The 19,828-nt window shown below is 42.4% G+C and carries 15 protein-coding genes; 11 read left to right on the top strand and 4 right to left on the bottom strand.

Annotation, left to right across the window (positions count from 1 at the left end):
- Window positions 1–177: 177 nt before the first annotated feature.
- Together MHH86_RS19225 and MHH86_RS19220 are read left to right on the top strand one after the other, a co-directional pair.
- The gene (locus tag MHH86_RS19225; RefSeq protein ID WP_036688698.1) at window positions 178–1,011 is read left to right on the top strand and encodes a sugar phosphate isomerase/epimerase family protein; all 834 of its coding nucleotides are present in this window, start codon (window positions 178–180) and stop codon (window positions 1,009–1,011) included.
- A 233-nt stretch (window positions 1,012–1,244) separates the two neighbouring features.
- A complete protein-coding gene (locus tag MHH86_RS19220) occupies window positions 1,245–4,325 on the top strand; it encodes an ATP-binding protein (RefSeq protein ID WP_342479382.1) in 3,081 nt (1,026 codons plus the stop codon).
- On the opposite strand, the gene MHH86_RS19215 is transcribed toward MHH86_RS19220, so the two are convergent.
- Complete coding sequence (locus MHH86_RS19215; protein ID WP_076106418.1) at window positions 4,312–4,857, bottom strand: CDP-alcohol phosphatidyltransferase family protein; 546 nt, start codon at window positions 4,855–4,857, stop codon at window positions 4,312–4,314. The genes MHH86_RS19220 and MHH86_RS19215 overlap by 14 nt on opposite strands.
- A 166-nt stretch (window positions 4,858–5,023) precedes the next feature.
- Here MHH86_RS19215 and MHH86_RS19210 point away from each other — a divergent pair, with 166 nt between their 5' ends.
- Window positions 5,024–6,157: an SGNH/GDSL hydrolase family protein gene (locus MHH86_RS19210; protein WP_076143804.1), complete on the top strand. Its 1,134-nt coding sequence runs from the start codon at window positions 5,024–5,026 to the stop codon at window positions 6,155–6,157.
- Window positions 6,158–6,225: 68 nt separating this feature from the next.
- On the opposite strand, the gene MHH86_RS19205 is transcribed toward MHH86_RS19210, so the two are convergent.
- From MHH86_RS19205 to MHH86_RS19195, 3 genes are all read right to left on the bottom strand, one after another.
- A complete protein-coding gene (locus MHH86_RS19205; RefSeq protein ID WP_036688689.1) occupies window positions 6,226–7,911 on the bottom strand; it encodes an ABC transporter substrate-binding protein in 1,686 nt (561 codons plus the stop codon).
- A gap of 105 nt (window positions 7,912–8,016) precedes the next feature.
- Window positions 8,017–9,627, bottom strand: coding sequence for a response regulator (locus MHH86_RS19200; protein ID WP_076141015.1), 1,611 nt, complete (start codon window positions 9,625–9,627; stop codon window positions 8,017–8,019).
- Window positions 9,628–9,631: 4 nt separating this feature from the next.
- A complete protein-coding gene (locus MHH86_RS19195; RefSeq protein ID WP_076141014.1) occupies window positions 9,632–11,443 on the bottom strand; it encodes a sensor histidine kinase in 1,812 nt (603 codons plus the stop codon).
- A 144-nt stretch (window positions 11,444–11,587) separates the two neighbouring features.
- Here MHH86_RS19195 and MHH86_RS19190 point away from each other — a divergent pair, with 144 nt between their 5' ends.
- The 8 genes from MHH86_RS19190 (at window position 11,588) to MHH86_RS19155 (ending at window position 19,820) form a co-directional block, all read left to right on the top strand.
- The gene (locus tag MHH86_RS19190; protein WP_036688682.1) at window positions 11,588–12,544 is read left to right on the top strand and encodes an ABC transporter permease subunit; all 957 of its coding nucleotides are present in this window, start codon (window positions 11,588–11,590) and stop codon (window positions 12,542–12,544) included.
- A 15-nt stretch (window positions 12,545–12,559) separates the two neighbouring features.
- A complete protein-coding gene (locus MHH86_RS19185; RefSeq protein ID WP_036688680.1) occupies window positions 12,560–13,432 on the top strand; it encodes a carbohydrate ABC transporter permease in 873 nt (290 codons plus the stop codon).
- Between the two features lie 317 nt (window positions 13,433–13,749).
- Window positions 13,750–14,397: a FusB/FusC family EF-G-binding protein gene (locus tag MHH86_RS19180; protein ID WP_342479381.1), complete on the top strand. Its 648-nt coding sequence runs from the start codon at window positions 13,750–13,752 to the stop codon at window positions 14,395–14,397.
- A 250-nt stretch (window positions 14,398–14,647) separates the two neighbouring features.
- The gene (locus MHH86_RS19175) at window positions 14,648–16,000 is read left to right on the top strand and encodes a sodium-dependent transporter (RefSeq protein WP_076127152.1); all 1,353 of its coding nucleotides are present in this window, start codon (window positions 14,648–14,650) and stop codon (window positions 15,998–16,000) included.
- A 261-nt stretch (window positions 16,001–16,261) separates the two neighbouring features.
- Window positions 16,262–16,933 (top strand): GntR family transcriptional regulator, encoded by a 672-nt coding sequence (locus MHH86_RS19170; RefSeq protein WP_036688673.1) that lies wholly within the window; start codon window positions 16,262–16,264, stop codon window positions 16,931–16,933.
- Between the two features lie 21 nt (window positions 16,934–16,954).
- Window positions 16,955–18,115 carry an amidohydrolase gene (locus tag MHH86_RS19165; RefSeq protein ID WP_076141013.1) on the top strand — a complete coding sequence of 387 codons (1,161 nt, stop codon included), beginning with the start codon at window positions 16,955–16,957 and terminating at the stop codon, window positions 18,113–18,115.
- 27 nt (window positions 18,116–18,142) lie between these two features.
- Window positions 18,143–19,186: a methionine ABC transporter ATP-binding protein gene (locus tag MHH86_RS19160; protein WP_036688670.1), complete on the top strand. Its 1,044-nt coding sequence runs from the start codon at window positions 18,143–18,145 to the stop codon at window positions 19,184–19,186.
- Entirely contained in the window at window positions 19,161–19,820 is a 660-nt protein-coding gene (locus MHH86_RS19155) for a methionine ABC transporter permease (protein WP_036688669.1), read from the top strand. The genes MHH86_RS19160 and MHH86_RS19155 overlap by 26 nt, the downstream gene beginning before the upstream one ends.
- Window positions 19,821–19,828 lie beyond the last annotated feature (8 nt).

Here is a 19,828-nt window from a genome sequence, read left to right as displayed (position 1 = left end):
ACTTTTCATTCTCCCTTGAAATGCTTCTTCAAGCAAGTATAAGGATCTTTGAAGAAAAATGAAAGGAATGACTTGTCCTCTGAGGTGTTTTATTCGAGTGCCAAATGCGCTAGACTAGGAATGGGTACCCAGAACAATGATGTACTGTTTGATTGGTCATAAAGGGGGAGAACGACGATGATAAGAGGATTAACAACAGCAGGTTTGGGTGAGATTAGTTCCAATGAAGAATACATCAGACTTGCGAGCCAATTCGGGTTTCGGTCCATAGACGTCAATCCATTAGAGTTGGTACATCAATATGGCAAGGATGGGGCAGTTCAATTGTTGGAAAGTCATGGCGTCATGCTAGGATCTTTTGGTTTAGAGGTAGATTGGCGCACGACAGAGGATAGCTTTAGGGAGAGTCTGAAATCGCTTACCCAGATGGCTGAGGCCGCTGCTGACTTAAAGTGCACCACATGCTGCACATATATTTTACCTTCGACTGATCTTCCGGTCGCACCGTTTATGATTGCAGCCACTAGACGTTTAAGACTATGTGCAGAAATATTAGGCGCTTATGGTATTTCGCTAGCCTTAGAGTTCGTTGGCCCTCATCACTTACGTACACAATGGGCAAATCCGCTGATCTGGACGATGCATGATACGTTGAACTGGATAGACACCATTCAAGTGAGAAATATCGGCTTGTTGCTGGATTCCTATCATTGGCATACAAATGGATTAACAAGTGAGGATCTGCTGAAATTACAACCGCATCAAATCGCGTATGTCCATATCAATGATGCTAAACCTCTGCCCATAGAAGAATTGCTTGATTTTGATCGATTGTATCCAGGGGAAGGGGCTATTGATCTTACAGGCTTCCTGGGAAGCCTTACAAAGATCGGGTATACCGGCGTTATCGCCCAAGAAGTGCTGGCACCAGCCTCCGCACACAGTTCATCTGAATTATTTTCCCGTTCCAAAGCAGGTTTCGATAAAGTATTCTCATTGCTAGAAATCTAAACACATCGAACTCTACATTAGAAGAAGCGTTAAGGAAGGAATCAACTATCTGCTCTATGGGATAGTTGATTTTTTTCCTCTAAACATAGGATTACATACGTCTATAGGCCTCTTAATATAGTATAATCATACTGTATTGCTCAAAGTTGGAGATAGGGATATAGCACTATTAAATACTATTGACGAATGAGGAGTCTATGAGAACTTCGGAGAATAAAATTAAGTTAAGTCATATGTTGTACATAGTAGTATTCATCTGCCTGCTGATTGCAATACGCTGGAGCTGGTACAATCATTTTACTTTATCCAATGCCCCGGTAGTGGAGCAAGGTGTGCTCGATTTGCGGGGAGTAGACCTTGAATCACTAAGCTCTTTTCCATTGGATGGAGAATGGGAGTTTTATCCTCAACAATGGGTGAATGCCGCCAATGTGGATAGCGTTTTAAAAGGCCAAATGCTTCAGGTGCCGGGTAACTGGAGTACCGCATTTAATCCTTCAGAGCAAAAAAAGGCATATGGATACGGAACTTATCATATGCGTATTTTGCTAGATCAACCCTTGTCTGAGCCGCTAAGCTTTTGGTTCCAGTCCATCTATACTTCTTCTGAAGTGGAGATCAATGGAACAGTGCTCGCACGGTTTGGTGTGTTATCTGACGAGAAGGAAGAGCATGTTTATGTGACGAAAGCATTCTTAATCAGTTATACACCTACAGATCAGAAGCATCTGGATCTGTTTGTCCGGACGTCAAACTATGAGTCTCCACTAAAAGGGGGCATAATTCGGTCGGTGGAGTTTGGTATTCAACATGAAGTAGACACTATATACTGGAATTCCATTGGCTTGCAGTTAGTCGTAGGGGTCATGCTTCTTCTACATGGGTTGTATTTATTGATTATCTATCTGATGGATGTACGAAAAACAGAGCTGATTATTTTTTTCCTAATGATGGTCGCTGCGGCTGTATCCATTGGGGTTGAACATAATGGACTGTTGTTCCGGTTTCTTCATGTTGATTTTGCCTGGATGTTGAGGTTAAAGGTTCTTTCGTATATAGGGTTTTGTCTATTCCTTTTATTGATGGGAAGAGAACTATTGGGGAATCGACGGAAAGGCAAGGCGTTTTATAGTTACATCCTATCAGTTCTCATTTTTACTTTATTTATTATTGTAGGTCCTGAAGAGGCAGTGTTATATATCATCGGAAAAGGGTATTACATGATCCTGTATTACGTCCCAGTGTGTTGGACGGTATATTATTTTTGGAAGATGGTATCCTTACGAGCTGAAGGTGCTCTATTTTTATTGTTTTCAGTGTTAGCAGTACTAAATAATATGTTGTGGGGGGCTGTCTACTATGCCGGTAGCTCACAATTCATGTTTTATCCCGTAGATTTAATTGCTGCCCTTGCCGCATTTTCCGCCTATTGGTTTAGGAGATATTTTCATCAATCCCATCAAAATGTGTTACTGAACGCTCAATTGGCGGAATCCAATAAATTAAAGGACCGTTTTCTAGCCAATACATCACATGAGCTGCGCACTCCACTGCATGGGATTATGAATATTGCCCAAAGTGTGTTAACAAGAAAAAAACATGTGCTGGATGAAGAGAGCCAGCGTGACATGGAATTGCTAATTATGGTCAGTCGCCGGATGTCGCTTATGCTGAATGACTTGCTTGATGTTGTGCGATTGCAGGATAAGCGGATTGTGATGAATATAAAGGTCTTGCAAGTGAGGTCATTGGCTGAAGGTGTACTGGATATGTTACGCTTCTTAACCGGTGGGACGAAGGTAGAGCTTCGAATGTCTATAGATGAGAAACTGCCTCGTGTTTATGCGGATGAGGAGCGATTGGTGCAGATTCTGATTAATTTAGTTCATAACGCACTAAAGTACACCGAACAGGGAAGTGTTGAACTGGCCGCAGAACAAGTAGGTGGGGATGTATGGATACATGTTACGGATACAGGAGTAGGTATGGATGAAGCTTTGAAAAAGCGTGTTTTTATGCGCTATGAACAAGGGGCTTACGGTCAAGGCGGCATTGGGCTGGGACTTAGCATCTGTAAGGAGCTGGTCGAACTGCATGGCAGTGAATTATTGCTGCAATCGCAGCCGGGTCAGGGAAGTAAGTTCAGCTTCAAATTACCTGTAGCTAAAGGGGGCCTGCAGTCATCTATTCCAGATGTTCATACAGAAAAAGATTCGGATCCATTGTCACCATTCAGCACGTGGATAACTGCTGAGAAATCAGCTATGGTGGCTGCCACCTATAATACAAAGGAAGTAGAGGCACTCTCGAAGCTCGATACAGACGCTGACATCATACATGTGCTGGCGGTTGATGATGATTCGGTCAATTTAAAAGTTCTGCAAAATATTTTATCAGATGGAGCTTATCGGATTGATACAACGACTTCAGCCCGTGAGGCGCTGGATATGTTGCATCATGAGCAGTTTGATTTGGTTATCGCTGATGTGATGATGCCGGGCATGTCTGGTTATGAATTGACAAGATTGATACGCGAGCGGTTCACGATGTATGAACTTCCTATTATTCTATTGACCGCCCGCAGTGAGCAGGAGGATGTCTACGCAGGTTTCTTGGCTGGCGCTAATGACTATGTAACCAAGCCAGTAGATGCCATAGAATTGAAGTATCGTGCTTCGTCGCTCACTTCTATGAAGCAAGCAGTCAATGATCGTTTGAGAATGGAGGCTGCTTATTTACAAGCGCAGATCCATCCACATTTTCTCTTTAATACATTAAATTCGATTATGTCCTTGAGTGATTTTGACACTGTCAAAATGAAAGATCTTTCAGATGCGTTCACTACTTATCTGCGGATCAGCTTTGACTTCTTAAATGCAGGCAAACTTGTTTCGCTGTCGCAAGAGCTGGAGCTGGTCGAGAATTATGTATATATCCAGCAGCAGCGTTTTGAGGAGAGGCTACAAGTTGAATGGGAAGTAGACGCGAATCTCCAGCTTCTAATTCCTCCGCTGACGATTCAGCCACTGGTCGAGAACGCCGTCCGGCATGGGATCTTAAGTCGGGCAAAAGGTGGAACCTTGCGTATTCACATCGAGACACATGCGGAGGCTGTTCATTTTATCATTGCAGATACGGGGATTGGAATGGATGAAGCTCAAGTCAGCAAGTTATTACAGCCCAAAAGTCTTAAGGATCAAGGAATTGGTCTCCTTAATACAGATCGGAGATTAACACAATTATATGGACAAGGCTTGAAGATTCAAAGTATTCCTGGGGTGGGAACTACAGTGTCTTTCATTATTCCTGATTAGGATGGTTGTAAAACCATCCTTTTCTGTCCAGCTGTAATTGAGTGGATGTGATTTGGATGATCAATTCTTCCACGGCGGATAAGGTTGCAATTATACAGACAATGGTTGTCCAAATGGTGTGGGTACTATGGGAAAGCCATAAAGGAGTTATAAATAAGAGGAGCCCGGTAAGTTTATTGCCGTAGGTATGGATGCTTGCGTAAGTTTTGAATCTCCGGAGGGCGATCCCTATCGATGTTATGCGGATGACCGCGATCAAGAAGATCCATAAGATGAATTCGAGTGCAAGACCCAGAAACGGATACAAAGTAAATAAGCAGATCCCGATTAGTATCGTGTCGGCAGCAGAATCCAGCTTTGCTCCGAGATGACTTGTTGTGCCTGATTTTCGGGCAATTGGACCATCTATCAGATCGGTGACTCCGCAAAGGATATAAATTACAAGAAAGGCCGAACTTAGGGGCTCGAAGAATAACAGCATGATTGCCAAAATAATTCTGCCAAGTGTAATACAATTAGGTATAACTTTCAACTTCAATCCCACCTTTGTTCATGACCTCATTTAATTTTATTGTACCAGAGGCAGAGTATATGCTATATGCTATATGCTATTTGGAAAAGGATTATAAGATAGTATTGAAGAAGTAGTGAAGTAGAAGTGTAGATTAGGATTCTAGTGGTAATTTAGGAGGGATTTTATGAAGCAGAATACAAACTTAAAGGTACATACATTAGCTGATATCGAACATCTGAAAATTCACGGCAGAACAACAGGTTTACTTTCTCCACTAACGTTATTTTGGACAGGCAGTGCGGTCGAATTAAATGTTAAAAGTTCTGAGCTATGGCTTGAAGTAGAAGCAGATTATGATGTTTATGAACCTTGGATTAGCATCCTGATCAATTCTGTTCCTGTTAGCAGACAAATGTTAGTAGCAGGCCGGTATTGGATTTGTGTATTTAGAGGCATGAATGAACGTGTTGTGAAAAATGTACGTATTGTAAAAGATGTGCAGGCAATGAGTGGAGACCCTGGCTGCTCTTTGCAGATACATGCGGTGAAGATGGATGGGAAATTTCTGCCGGTTGCGGACAAACCCCACAAGATAGAGTTCATAGGTGACAGTATAACATCCGGTGAAGGAAGTATAGGTGCCAAGGCTGAAGAAGACTGGATACCAATGTGGTTTAGTGCCATTAACAACTATACTAGCATGACGGCAGATGCTTTAAATGCAGAATATAGAGTTATTTCTCAAAGTGGCTGGGGCGTCCTTACTAGCTGGGATAATAATCCGCACGGTAATATCCCTGATTGTTATGAACAGGTTTGTGGTCTTCTAACTGGAGCAAAAAACGAAGCTTTAGGAGCTTTTCAAGAACACTCTTTTGAATCCTGGCAGCCAGATGTTGTGGTAGTTAATCTAGGAACAAATGATGGGGGCGCTTTTCAATCGCCAGAATGGAAAGATGAGGTAACAGGGGAAAGCCATAAACAACGCTTAAATGAAGACGGGACCTATCATGAGGATGATATACAAGCTTTTGTCGATGCCGCCGAGAAATTTCTGATGAAGCTTAGAAAAAATAATCAACATGCACATCTCGTATGGGCATACGGGATGCTTGGTATCCCCATGATGCCGGCGATCTACCGAGCGGTCGATGTTTATAGCAAGAAAACAGGGGACAAGCAGGTTTCAGTGTTGCAGCTTCCAAATATGACGGATGAGACCATAGGGGCAAGAAGTCATCCGGGAGCATTAGCTCATGAACAAGCGGCAAAAGAGTTGACGGGGTATTTGAAAGGGATTCTAGCGGGCGAAAGTTAATGATGAATTCATAAAAAAACAAGCCGGAGCGTAAGGAACACGCTCCGGCTTGTTTTATTTACTTTAGTCTATTTGGTGGATACAGACTTGAACCATTCGTTAACTTCTTTGGTGATTTGGTCACCACCATTTGCTTTCCAGTTGGAAACAAAGGAGTCAAAGGCATCTACTGGAAGCTTGCCGTAAATGATTTTGTTGAAGGTTTCCATTTCGGATTGACGAAGCAGATTCCATTTGGATACCATCGTTGGTGTCGCAGCACCAGTGAAATAGTTCTGTCTACGAATGTCTATTTGCGACATAACAACTTTTGCAGCGGCCCAGTTTTCCGGTTTACGGAACTCAGCCATTTGTTTTTCATAAGGAGTTACAGGTGTTTCACCATCAGCAAGTTTAACCAATGTCTTCATGAACAGATCAGGAATACGAGCCGGTCCAGTTAAGAAAGGAAACTCATTGGAGAAGTCTTTAATCTTCTCTTTATCACTAGTAGGCTTTCCATCAATCATGTCCCAATCGTAGCCTTTAGCAAAGCCGTATTCAAATTCACTACCAGCTGCAGGATTAGCTAGGTTATCAAGCAAGTAGTTGTAGTATAAGAAAATTGCTTCAGGGTGCTTAGCATCTTTGTTAATCATGATACTAGCGTTTACCCCAGAGTTCTGCCATTTGGTACCGATGAGTCCGTCTGGACCTGCTGGAACCGGATAAGCTTTGATCTTCGCTCCAGGTACATTTTTCATAAGATCGGGAGCCGGCCAGTCTGGAACCCAGTTTGCTCCTGGTAGAATACCTGCGGCGCCTTTTGTCCAGCTTTCAGCAGATTTACCTTCATCCCAAAGTGCGGAGTCTGTGTGAATATAACCTTTTTCCATCCACTCACTAAGCTTAGCAAGGGCTTGTTTAGCACCAGGATTAATGGAACCGTATTCTAGATTGCCATCGGCATCTTTATTCCATTGTTCCTCAATCGTACCATAAGCACCGAATAACCAGTCGAGTTGGCCCATCCAGGTGTTTGTATTGTTTTTCAAAGAAATCGCAAGTGGGAAAACATCTTTAGGTGCTAGACCGTCAGGGTTTTCGTTCTTGAATTTGTCCATAATGATCTCAAGATCGGCGATTGTTTTTGGAGCTTGAAGGTTCAGCTTTTCCATCCAATCTTCCCGTAACCAGAGAAGGGTATCGTCATTATCGGTATATTCAAGGATCGGCATATTGTATTTCTTACCGTCTTTTGTGAATGGATACCAAAGTTCTGGGTGTGCTGCAGCATGATCTTTTAGAATTTTATTAGCATACTTGTCAAACAACTCATCGATAGCAATGAACTGACCGGAATCAATCAGTTGATTGGTCAACACTGCATTGGTTGGTACAGAAACGAAGTCAGGCAGCTTTTCGCCAGAAGCAATGGCAAGCTGAAGCTTTTGTCTGTATTGATCGTCATTGGCAGGATACCAAGTATCTTTATGCTTCATGCCCAGTGTTTCCAGCATCCAGCGATCGTGAACATTGTTTTCTTTTGTATCGCCTTGAACATATTTCTTCGGCATCAATACCGAACTGAACTCGATGGGTGGATCGTATTTACCTTTTTCAAAAGCAGCATCTGCTTCAGATAAACTAGTCTCAGACGATGTGGTATTGTTTTGTTTGGCGTTTTCATTATTTCCGCCGCCACTGCCACAGGCTGTGAGTGTGATAAGTGCTGTGACCGTTAACAACGACCACATTTTTTTGAACTTGATCATTCTTTAATTCCCCCTACTGTGTATGATCTTTACAAGTGTAACTTTAACAACTAGTCGGGGATGGCATCTATATGAGATTTTTAGTTTCGATAGGACTCTATCATGCTATTTATTATTGTCTCGATATTCCTGCGGTGTTACTCCGAACTGTCGTTTGAATACTTTTATAAAATAAGCAGGGTCCATATAGCCAATCTCCATGCTGATTTCATAGACTTTTTTAGAAGTGTTTTTCAGCTTATGGCAGGCCCGATCCATGCGCAGGCGCGAGATATAATCGCTTATTCCTTCACCCGTTTCAATCTTATAAATTTTTGATAAATGAGTCGGATGGAGGTTTACATGGTCAGCCAGAACCCGTAATGAAACATCTAAATGCAGGTTTTTGTCTGTGAAATCTTGAATCTTTTTCACATATTCAGACCTGATGTCCTTAATTTCGTTAGACGTTCCTTCTTTCAATTTGCTCAGGATGCTGAGGGACCATTTTCTAAGTTTACCGATGGTCGAGAACGCTTCACCGCTTTGCAACCAACCGAGATCGTCTCCCACTAAGTTAGCTAGAGTATGTCCATTTCGGTGTGCGAGATTCGTGAAGGATGCAGTGATTAAAAAACCGGCCTCCATGCAATGCTCCCACGATTCAGACCATTTCTCATCCAGCTCCGCGCAGACAGCGAGTAGTTTCTCTTCCGCAGCATCCCAATGCCCACTTTCAAGCAGGTGAATTAGTGTCGGCGGGGTGTAAAGGGCATCCAAAGGTCCTTGGGTGGTGGAAGGTTCAAATTCGCTGACCCGCATTACGAATTCGCGCTCGTCTCCCACGATCTGCCGGAAATAAGCTGTAGCCTGACGGAAACGGCTCGACACCTTCTCGGGAAACTGGAACCACTCGGTGATTACTATGGACAGGGAACCTTTCAGAAATTGCTTAACCTTATACTGAAGCTGTAAAGAAAGCTTTTCTAGGATGGTTTCTTTGCCGATGTCGGATCCTTTCTCTTTAAGCTGAAGCAGAAACACAAGATATCCATGTTCTTCTTTAACGCCCCAGACCTGCATGAATTCACCCATAATCTCTTCAGCCATATTGATGATGGCATATTCAATTAAGGTTTGATCATTATTGTTATAATGGCTAAATTCTTCTTCCATGCGTACAAGCATCAAAGCGCAATCGCCAGAATGGAAGGGCAAATCATAATTTACGAGCTTCCGTTCCCATTCGCCAGCTTGAAATTGATGACCTTGCAAGGCATCAAGCAGCAGTTGACCACGTAAAAGCGGCAGATTTTCCCGTAGGGTAAACTGGGTTCGTTTAAGCGAACTGATAAGTTCCCATTCTGTGTTCAATTGCTCGATGGCAGTTTTGACTGCACCGATGATTTCATCATCGGTAGGTGGCTTAAGCAAATAATCGACAGCATTATGCTGGAGTGCTTTTTTGGCGTAATCGAACTCCGAATGGCCTGATAAAATAATGCATTTAATCTTTTTATCACGTTTTCTTATCCGCTCTATTAATTCAATTCCCGTCATTTCGGGCATTTGGATATCCGAGATCACAATATCAATCGGGTTGGTATCGATAATTTGTAGCGCCTCACGTGCCGAATACGCTTTATGCACCTGTTCAATTCCTAGCGTATGCCAGGGTTTAGTCATGGCAAGATTATCTACCCAGTGCGCTTCATCGTCTACTATAATCATTTGCATGTTGTTATTCTCCTTGATGATTCTTAAATTTAGAATATTCATCCTCAGTAGGGATTTCCCAGATAATCTCTGTTCGGAAACCTCCAAGAGGGGATGGTTTAAAGGTTAGACAGGATTGATTACCGAACAGGTGCATGATCCGCTGATTCGTATTCCAGAGCCCACAGCCCATTTCTTCCTGCAATGGCTCCTGCATTTTACGATTCAAAGCTTCTAACTGCTCCGGATTCAAGCCAGGCCCGTCGTCATCAATATAAATCTTGCAGAAGCCGTTCGAAATCTCACCACTAATGCTAATCTCACCCGATGAATACGATTTGGCCACTCCGTGAATGACTGAGTTCTCCACAATAGGCTGAAGCATTAGACGTGGCACAGACTGGCTTAACATGTTCTCAGGGATTTCGATATGATAATCAATTCTGGCATTGCGCAGCTTTTGAATATCCAAATAGTTGACGAGCAGCTTGATTTCTTCATCCAGTGACGCGGTTTCCCGTTCCATTCGGGTAGTATAACGATAGTAAGCACTTAAATTATAAGCCATTGAGACGACAGCGTCCTCATCCTTCATTTGGGCCATATTGATAATATAACCAAGGCAGTTATAGAGAAAATGTGGATTGATTTGCGCCTGCAGTTGCTTAAGTGTAGCTTCGCGGGCACGGATTTTCTCATTGAACACATTCTCTATCAGGTCTTGAATTTGATGGGACATATCATTAAAGCGATGGAATAGAAACGAAAACTCGTTCCGGCCCTCGTTATGAAGACGTACAGAATAATCTCCACGCTGCACGCGCCGTAAGCCTTTAATTAGCTTTTTGATAGGATATTGAACATTTCTGTATAGTAATATGGAAGCGGAAATTCCCATAACAAACAGCAAAATCATCGAGATATAGAACAAATCCTGACTGAGCGAAATGGGTTTTAGGATTTGATATAGAGGGACAACATCTATTAAATTCCAATCCAAATAGGAGGACTTCACAGAGCTGACCAGGTAGTTCTTGCCATTGAGTTTGACTACATCCTGGGTAGTGTTCTCAGGTGAGTGTTTATCCAGGTAAAGAATGAGTTCTTCAGATAACTGCTTGTCCGCACTGCGATTCAGAATTGGCGAGTTCCCTTTATGATAGAAAAAAGGATCACCTTGTCCACCTTCCTTGTACGTATCCAGCATGTTCTGAATATTCTCATAACTGAAGCTGGCTTCAATCACCAAGTTGCTTCCCGTCAACATCCCCGGCTGAGCTAAGGAATCCGTATAGAACCAGTAAAAGGATTTTAGCTCGTCTTTAGATTCCAAGCTATGATCGCCATACGTCCATTTTCCACTCATATTTCTTTTTAAGTAATCCTCATCATACCCAAATGTCCGGTTGTAGTTGGAGATGACATCTTTATTTTGCTGTGAATGTACGGCATATCTGGCAGGCCAAATATCTGCAACCCCGGATTGAAGCACCATCTTTTCCTGAATGACATACCGGGTCTGCATCTGATCATATCGATCCGCCCAAATGTTTAATCCGTTGAAGGCTCTGACATTGGGATCTCTAGAAAGGATAAGGGCGAAGTCCATCATCTGATTAATACGCGAATCAATTTGACTGGACAGAAAAGTGAGCTGCTTCGTATTGGACACCTGCAGCTCTTTGCTTACAACATCGTATGTGACGTTATTTGAAAAGGTATACATGATAATGATGGGGATGAACAAGAGTATGATCAGGCAGTTTATTTTGGCAAACAAACTAAACCGGGATTGTGTTAATTCTCTCAGGGATGTAAAGCGCTTCCAAATATTCATAAATGTACCCTCCAGATGATGTCCTAATAAAACCATATCAAGCCTAACAATGTTATATAGTCAAACCTGAGAAACGCCTGATACTATTTATAGCAGAGATCCCCATCACACACAAAATATTTTTTTTGGGAACAGGAGAGAGCTATGGAGGCTAATTCAATACAGCAGGTAGGCCTGGAAAATAAACCAAGTATAAAAAGAAAAAGAAAAAAAGGCTATAAACAACCATGGGTGCTCCACTTCATGGTATTACCAGCGGCAATTATGGTTTTTATTTTTTCTTATATCCCCATGTCAGGAATACTCATGGCATTTCAGGATTATAAGCCTGCATTAGGATTTTTTGATTCCGAATGGGTCGGACTTAAGCATTTTAGGTACATGTGGGAGAACGATTATTTCCTGCAAATCACCTGGAATACACTGTTTTTTGCTTGCTCCAAAATTGTTTTGAACCTGATTATTCCTTTTATATTCGCTTTGTTGCTCAATGAGGTAAGGAATATGGGTCTTAAAAGATCTATTCAAACACTCGTCTATCTACCGCATTTCTTGTCTTGGGTTACCCTTTCAGGAATTCTGATCGATATCCTAGCACAAACAGGGATCGTCAATCAGTTTATTTCGTCCGTTTTCGGCATAAAACCGATCTTTTTTCTAGGGGACGGCAATTGGTTCCGATTTACCATCATAGCCAGTGATGTTTGGAAAGAATTTGGTTTCAACACGATCATTTTCCTAGCTGCGCTATCCGGCATTAATCCATCACTTTATGAAGCTGCTGAAGTGGATGGGGCAGGTCGCTGGAAGCAAACGATGTATATTACCATACCAGCACTTATTCCAATTGCTATTGTAATTGCGACCTTGGCACTGGGCAATGTATTGAACGCCAACTTTGACCAGGTATTTAATCTATATAGTCCTTTGATCTATCAACAAGGGGATATCATTGATACCTTTGTGTACAGAGAAGGTCTTCTCAGCGGACAATTCAGCTTTGCGACCGCAGTTAATCTTTTTAAATCGGCAATTAGTTTAATTCTAATCGTTATTTCATACCGACTTGCCTATAGATTTGCAGGGTACAGAATTTTCTAGAAAGGATGACAACAAATGTACCATAAAACCCTTCCATATCGAATATTTAGCATATTCAACAATGTGCTCCTAACTATCCTTTCGGTGCTCTGCTTGCTGCCATTGTATCACTTACTCATGGTATCTCTTAGTGCGTCCGCCCCAGCCAATGCTGGTTTGGTCACCTTTTGGCCAATTGGCTTCACTTTGGAGGCCTATGCAAAAACTTTTAACAACACTAATTTTCTTACATCCCTGTGGGTGTCGGTAGAGCGGACAATCCTAGGAACAGCACTTGCACTGGTAGTAAATACGGTTGCAGCCTATGCTCTTTCTAAGGAAACTAGAGTTTTCCGGGCGCGTAATATCTACCTTTGGTATTTTGTCGTAACCATGCTGTTCAGTGGGGGTCTGATTCCGGGATATATCCTGATTCTAAAGCTCGGGCTGATGAATTCTTTGATGGCACTTATCCTACCTGGATTGGTAGCCGTATTTAACATCATTTTGCTGCTGAACTTCTTCCGTGGTGTACCTAAGGACCTTGAGGAAGCGGCCTTTATTGATGGGGCAGGACATTTTAAGACCTTTTTGAAAATATATTTACCAGTCTCCTTACCAGTCATTGCAACGGTTTCCCTATTCATGATGGTGGGTCATTGGAACTCTTATTTTGACGGTATAATCTATATCAGAGATTCGGATAAGCTGCCGCTGGCGACGTTTATGCAGACCATTATCGTTCAGGCAGATATGTCCAAGCTTGATCCGTCAGCTGTAGCTAACTTATCTCAACGTACCATACGGGCTTCACAGATTTTCATAAGTGCGCTACCGATATTGTTGGTTTATCCATTCCTGCAACGTTATTTTGTAACAGGGATCGTAGTGGGCGCTGTAAAAGAATAGTCAAAAAAGAGGGAGTTACTGGACTAGTCCATGTAGCTCCCTTTTTTTGTAGGTATGGCATGAAAAATAGACACCCGAGATGAATTGCGCCTTCTAAAATACGGTGCTATACTTTTGGCATGAAATATGCTCGGAGGTGGTACAGTGCTAATGTTGAAATGCCCATTAGCTAGAAGTTCCTCACGCAAAGCCTAATATAGGGCGATACTTTGCGTGAGGTGCGATGGATGGATATATCGCCCAACTTAATTTTATCGTTTCTATAAATGGGCTTTGCACCTTATGAACTTTTAATATAAATAAGGGGCTGAAAAGCGATGTGTACACCATTTATTAGAAACCATCAATATAACTTAATTAAGAAACAAACGAAATTTGTTCTGCATACCCTGCGAACCGTTGCGGATCGCAGAGTCTTGGAGACTGTAAGATATAGTGCTACTACGAACATTATTGAGGCATTTCCTTCTCTTACGGAGAATCACAAGCAGATGCTGGAACAAATATCGACCTTCGAAACTGCAGAAGATTTCCAGAGATATCTTAGTGAATTAGAACCATACCTAGAGTCATATCCGACGATTACGCTGAAGCAGATTCAGAAGCTATTCCCTAAGAATAAGAAACTGAAAGTACCTGATCTACAACTCATCGACTATCGCAACATAACGTATTTGAGTTGGATAGATATTGCCAGTAATAAATTATTCATTATCTATCCGTACGAAGGACAGTTCATTGGTATAGAGGGTAGAATTACACCAACGCACAAAAAAGGGTACTGCATGTTCTGCAATCGGCATCAAGAGCTTGCATTCTTTTATGTTAAGACCAAGAATGTGAACGTTTCGCCGGATAATATTTCTGCTGTGGGTCAATACGTATGTCTGGATAATCTGGAATGTAATCGGAGCATAACCGATACAGCTAAGCTTGAGAGGTTCATTCTCTCTGTCCGCAAATAATGTTTAGAAAAGGCTCCCTTAGTGGGAGCCTTTTTCGTTAAAAATATTGTCAGGATATAGACAATTCGTTTCATTGAAGCAATGGGGCACGACATTAGTGGATATAATGAGATTCAAGGGCCGAATGAATAATATAAGCGTTTACAAACAGAGAATTCGAGTGGTTATAAAAATAGTCAGAAAATTTCCATATGACGTGCTTTGTTACTTAAGCTATAATGAGGTCTAAAAAAGAAAACGGGGCGTTATAATGAATCAAATGAAGGGTAACAAAAATCTTCTCTCGGAGAAGGAGGAACGCTTCTCTTCCGCGGGCTTTATTTTTGCCGCCATCGGCAGCTCGGTTGGGCTAGGGAATATGTGGAAGTTTCCTTATATTACAGGAGAAAATGGGGGGGCAGCTTTTTTCCTGCTTTTCATCGTCTGTTTAGTGCTGATAGGGTTACCGGTGCTGTTGGCAGAACTGGCTATCGGACGCAGTGGGCGTGGTAGTGCGGCGACCTCTTTTATGCGGGCTGGAGGCGGGAAGAGTTGGTTTGCAGCTGGAATGTTGCAGGTGCTTGCGCCGTTTCTAATTCTCTCCTTTTATATTATTGTTGCTGGCTGGACGCTGAACTATTCGATGATTGCTTTTAATGGACAACTATTCAGCACTACTGATTATGCAGGCGAATTCAATTCGTTTGTCTCTGGATATATGCCAATCGTTTGGCAGGGGATAGCCATTCTGATTACGGCGGGTGTAGTCATCCTTGGTGTATCAGGCGGGATTGAGAAATTTAACAAAGTATTAATTCCTGGTATGGTCGTACTCCTTGTAGTGTTAATGATTCGCGCGGTAACCTTACCGGGTGCATCCGCAGGGGTATCCTTTTTCCTAAAACCGGACTTTTCAGTGTTGACAGCGGAATCTGCGCTAGTTGCATTGGGACATGCCTTCTTTTCATTATCGCTCGGGATGGGGATTCTCCTGACTTACGGATCTTATGTTGATAAAAAACAATCGCTGGGTACCGCTGCCATCGCAATCGGTGCAGGAGATTTGTTATATGCTTTTATCGCAGGCTTGATTATTTTTCCGACGACGTTCTCATTTGGTATTGCTCCTGATCAGGGGCCTTCGCTGATTTTTATCGCTTTGCCAGCCGCTTTCTCGGCTATGCCTTTTGGTGCGCTCTTCGGCGGTTTGTTCTTTATCTTGCTGGCGATTGCTGCTCTAACCTCAGCTGTATCGCTGCTTGAAGTGCCTGTATCCTTCACAATGGAGCGCTGGAATTGGAGCCGGAAACGTTCGGTTTGGATTTTGACGCTGATCTGTTTCCTTCTTAGTATTCCTTTAGCGATGTCACTGGGAATGTTCCCGGAGCTAACGATTGGTGGCAAATCTCTATTTGATGGGCTGGATTTTATCACCTCTAACATTATGCTGCCGCTTGGAGGTCTGCTGATTACCATCTTTGCCGGTTATTTCTGGAAAGGTGCAGCGGAAGCCGCTGGACTACAGGCGCGCTGGTTCCGTGTTTGGCTGTTTATGCTCCGTTATGTGGCGCCGATCCTAGTGTTCCTAGTGCTGCTCCATACCTCGGGAATTATTTCTTTCTAATTCTGAAATTTATTTATTCAAAAATAGCTCTACGACCCTTGTTGGTTGTAGGGTTTTTTTGTGTTGAAAAGAGGGGATTAGATTGATTTTTAATTCCTACTTGACTAGGTGGAATAATTGGAATATAGTATAAAAAAGCTTGAACGGTATGGAAGGGAATGTAACTAACTAATCAATCCTTAACTAATAATTGTATACAATTATACAAATATATTATTGGGGTTCGGACCCCATAGATTATCGATGAGGAGCAGTATAGAAATGGCGATACGATCACGAAGGTTATCAAAGGATAATACCTACTATGAATTAAAACAAAAAATTATTGATAGCGAGTTTGAACCGAATCAACCTGTAAATGAAGAAAATTTGGCGGCCTTGCTCGGAGTCAGCCGCACACCTCTAAGAGAGGCGATACAGAGACTGGAGAACGAGGATTTTCTGGTTCGACAGCCAAATGGAAGACTGCGGGTAGCTTCAGTAACCCGTAAAGAGGTTGAAGAAATATTTCTTATTCGCAGCATGCTTGAAGGCTATATTGCAAGAAGTGCAGCTAAGCATGCCACAGAGAAAGATATTGTTAACTTAACGACGATGATTACAAAAATGAAACACTCGTTCCAGCTTGGTGATAATCAGAATTTTGTTACTTATGGATTTGAGTTCCATGATTATTTATCAGAAATCAGTGAACTTAAAACCTTCGAGAAGGTTCTGAATCAATTAAGAGATCATTCGCTTCGTTATTGTCGATTCGTCTCTATGCATGGGGATTGGAACACACAAGCGGATGAAGAACATGATCTTATTTTACAAATGATCGCTGCTAAAAATGAAGATGGTGCTGAAAAAGCCATGCAAGATCATATTTTAAGCAGTCTATCGACTGCGCTTGATCGCATCAAAGGGATTGAAGAAAAGCTGGAAGCATAACGAAAGGGGAGTACATCAGCTATGAAACCACTAAATGAGGTTGAGCAAGCTTTAGCTAATCAATTAATAGAGGTTCGCAGAAACCTGCATCGTGAGCCTGAATTAGCGTATGAAGAGTTTAAAACCACAACAAAATTACGGGAATGGCTGACCCAAGCCAATATTCACATCCTTGACTTGCCTTTACAAACCGGACTCATCGCAGAGATCGGGCAGGGTCACGGACCCATAGTGGCCATTCGTTGTGATATTGATGCACTTCCCATAGAGGAACAAACTGAATTGTCCTTTGCCTCAGAGATCCCAGGAAAGATGCATGCCTGTGGTCACGATTTTCACACGGCTACTATTTTAGGTGCTGCATTATTATTAAAGGCTCGTGAAAGTGAATTACCTGGAAAGGTTAGAGTATTGTTTCAACCCGCGGAAGAAACAGGGCATGGGGCGGAAAGTGTCTTAGCCTCGGGAGGACTCCAGGATGTGGCGGCTATATTTGGTCTCCATAATTCACCTGACTTGCCTACAGGAGCTTTTGGAACAAGAACAGGAGCTTTAACAGCCGGTGTTGACCGGTTTGAAATTACAATAAAAGGTGTCGGCGCTCATGCTGCTTATCCTGAAAAAGGTGTGGATACGATTGTAACTGCGGCTCAAATCATTACCGCTCTACAAACCATCGTAAGTCGTCAAAACAGCACCACGGAACCAGTAGTGTTAAGTGTTACCCGAATTAATGGAGGCTTCACATGGAATGTATTGCCGGAAAAAGTCGAATTAGAAGGTACAGTAAGAACTTACAATGAAGAGATTCGCCGCAATATTCCGATACAAATGACTCGTCTTATCGAAGGGATTGCTGCGGGAGCTGGGGCAGAGGCACAGTTACATTGGTATCCAGGTCCACCCGCAACGATAAATCATGGGGAATGGGCGGACTTTACCAAAAAGATCGCCTCAGATTTCGGCTATGAAGTACATGATATTCCTCCACAGATGGGTGGAGAAGATTTCTCTTTTTATTTACAACAGATACCGGGTGCTTTTGTGAATATAGGATCAGGTCCAGCCTATCCCTTACATCACCCTCGTTTCGATGTTGATGAAGCTGCGATATTACCAGCTGCTAAGTATTTCGCTTTATTGGCAGAACAAGCGCTGGTGAAGCAGCAAGAGGAAGCTTAATCCTATATATGATTGAGGGGAATGGAAATGATTGAATTAAAGAATGTTTACAAATCGTTCACTCGGAAAGGGACCACTATTGATGCTCTTAAAGGGATTGATTTAAAGGTCGAAAAAGGCGATATATTTGGGGTTATCGGCTATAGCGGTGCTGGGAAAAGTACATTAATTCGTTTAGTCAATTATTTGGAAAGACCCACCAAAGGACAAGTTATGGTCGCTGGACGTGATTTGGGAACATACAACGATAAAGAGTTGCGTACCGCTAAGAAAAATATCGGAATGATTTTTCAACATTTTAATCTATTAGAATCTAAAAAAGTTTTTGATAATGTGGCGATCCCTCTAGTTCTCCTAAAAAAGAATAAAAATGAAATCCGCCAACGGGTAATGGAGCTGCTAGAGTTTGTTGGATTAAGTGACAAAGCGGGGAGTTACCCGAGTGAGTTATCAGGTGGTCAGAAGCAACGTGTCGGGATTGCCAGAGCGCTTGCCTCGAATCCGTCTATCCTTTTATGTGACGAAGCGACCTCTGCCTTAGATCCACAGACCACACATTCTATCTTACAGCTATTAAAAAAAATCAATGCTGAATACAACATTACCGTGATGATCATTACACATGAAATGTCCGTGATTCAAGAGATTTGTAACAAGGTAGCGGTCATGGAAGAAGGCCGGATTATTGAGCAAGGAAGCGTTCTAGATGTATTCGGAAGTCCAAAACATCTGACCACGCAAAATTTCGTGAAGACGGTTATTCAAAATAGCATGACCTCTAGCGTGCGGAAATCTATCAAAACAGAACCCGGAAGTCAGCTGTACAAGCTTAATTTTGTGGGAGCAAGTGCCTCCGAGCCTATCCTGTTTGAAATGATTCGCTCCTGCGATATAAAGGTCAATATTTTATTTGCGAATACGACGGAAATTCAAGAAACAACACTGGGAACAGTGATCATTCAATTCGATGGTGAGGCAGCAGAGATTAACAATGCATTATCTTTCTTAACAAGAAATGGAGTCGGTGTAGAGGAGGTAGAATCTAATGTTTTCGACCACAGTAACAGGTGATCAATTTCTGCAGGCGATTATAGAAACCATTCAAATGGTAGGGTTCTCCTTGTTTGTTGGCTCCCTGATTGGGATCCCATTTGGGATATTGCTTGTCATCACTCGTCCGGGTGGGGTTTTGGAGAACAAAGCGCTTTACGCCGTACTAAATCCGATTATCAACATCATTCGCTCATTGCCTTTTATTATTTTACTGGTTGCGATTGTGCCTTTCACACGATTGATTGTTCATACTTCAATTGGGACAAGCGCAGCGATCGTACCCTTGATTATCTATATCGCACCTTATATAGGGCGGTTGGTAGAGAACTCACTGCTTGAAGTGAATCCGGGAATCCTTGAAGCCGCTGAGGCGATGGGAGCCACTCCTTTTCAAGTCATTTGGTACTTTTTATTGCCAGAGGCGGTTGGATCCTTAATCCTGTCTCTTACAACAGCGACGATTGGTCTGATAGGTGCAACTGCAATGGCTGGAACGGTAGGGGGAGGCGGCGTGGGAGACTTGGCGATCGTATATGGATACCAACGCTTTGACACTGTTGTCGTAGTAGCCACCGTGATTATCCTCATTATTTTAGTGCAAGGGATTCAATCTTTAGGCAACACGCTAGCAAGAAAAATTCGCCGTTACTAGTTACTACA

The organism is Paenibacillus sp. FSL F4-0097 (assembly GCF_038593125.1).
GTDB lineage: Bacteria > Bacillota > Bacilli > Paenibacillales > Paenibacillaceae > Paenibacillus_AQ > Paenibacillus_AQ odorifer.
The sequence above is the reverse complement of the archived record's forward strand: the minus strand, read 5'-3'. Positions and strand labels throughout refer to the sequence as shown.

Excerpts from the sequence above, each read along its gene's own strand:
- MHH86_RS19160 (WP_036688670.1), top strand. The coding sequence starts at position 18,143 with ATGATTGAATTAAAGAATGTTTACAAATCGTTCACTCGGAAAGGGACC.
- MHH86_RS19165 (WP_076141013.1), top strand. The coding sequence starts at position 16,955 with ATGAAACCACTAAATGAGGTTGAGCAAGCTTTAGCTAATCAATTAATA.
- MHH86_RS19190 (WP_036688682.1), top strand. The coding sequence starts at position 11,588 with ATGGAGGCTAATTCAATACAGCAGGTAGGCCTGGAAAATAAACCAAGT.
- MHH86_RS19225 (WP_036688698.1), top strand. The coding sequence starts at position 178 with ATGATAAGAGGATTAACAACAGCAGGTTTGGGTGAGATTAGTTCCAAT.
- MHH86_RS19175 (WP_076127152.1), top strand. The coding sequence starts at position 14,648 with ATGAATCAAATGAAGGGTAACAAAAATCTTCTCTCGGAGAAGGAGGAA.
- MHH86_RS19185 (WP_036688680.1), top strand. The coding sequence starts at position 12,560 with ATGTACCATAAAACCCTTCCATATCGAATATTTAGCATATTCAACAAT.
- MHH86_RS19155 (WP_036688669.1), top strand. The coding sequence starts at position 19,161 with ATGTTTTCGACCACAGTAACAGGTGATCAATTTCTGCAGGCGATTATA.
- MHH86_RS19220 (WP_342479382.1), top strand. The coding sequence starts at position 1,245 with ATGTTGTACATAGTAGTATTCATCTGCCTGCTGATTGCAATACGCTGG.
- MHH86_RS19205 (WP_036688689.1), bottom strand. The coding sequence starts at position 7,911 with ATGATCAAGTTCAAAAAAATGTGGTCGTTGTTAACGGTCACAGCACTT.
- MHH86_RS19180 (WP_342479381.1), top strand. The coding sequence starts at position 13,750 with ATGTGTACACCATTTATTAGAAACCATCAATATAACTTAATTAAGAAA.
- MHH86_RS19170 (WP_036688673.1), top strand. The coding sequence starts at position 16,262 with ATGGCGATACGATCACGAAGGTTATCAAAGGATAATACCTACTATGAA.
- MHH86_RS19210 (WP_076143804.1), top strand. The coding sequence starts at position 5,024 with ATGAAGCAGAATACAAACTTAAAGGTACATACATTAGCTGATATCGAA.
- MHH86_RS19195 (WP_076141014.1), bottom strand. The coding sequence starts at position 11,443 with ATGAATATTTGGAAGCGCTTTACATCCCTGAGAGAATTAACACAATCC.
- MHH86_RS19200 (WP_076141015.1), bottom strand. The coding sequence starts at position 9,627 with ATGCAAATGATTATAGTAGACGATGAAGCGCACTGGGTAGATAATCTT.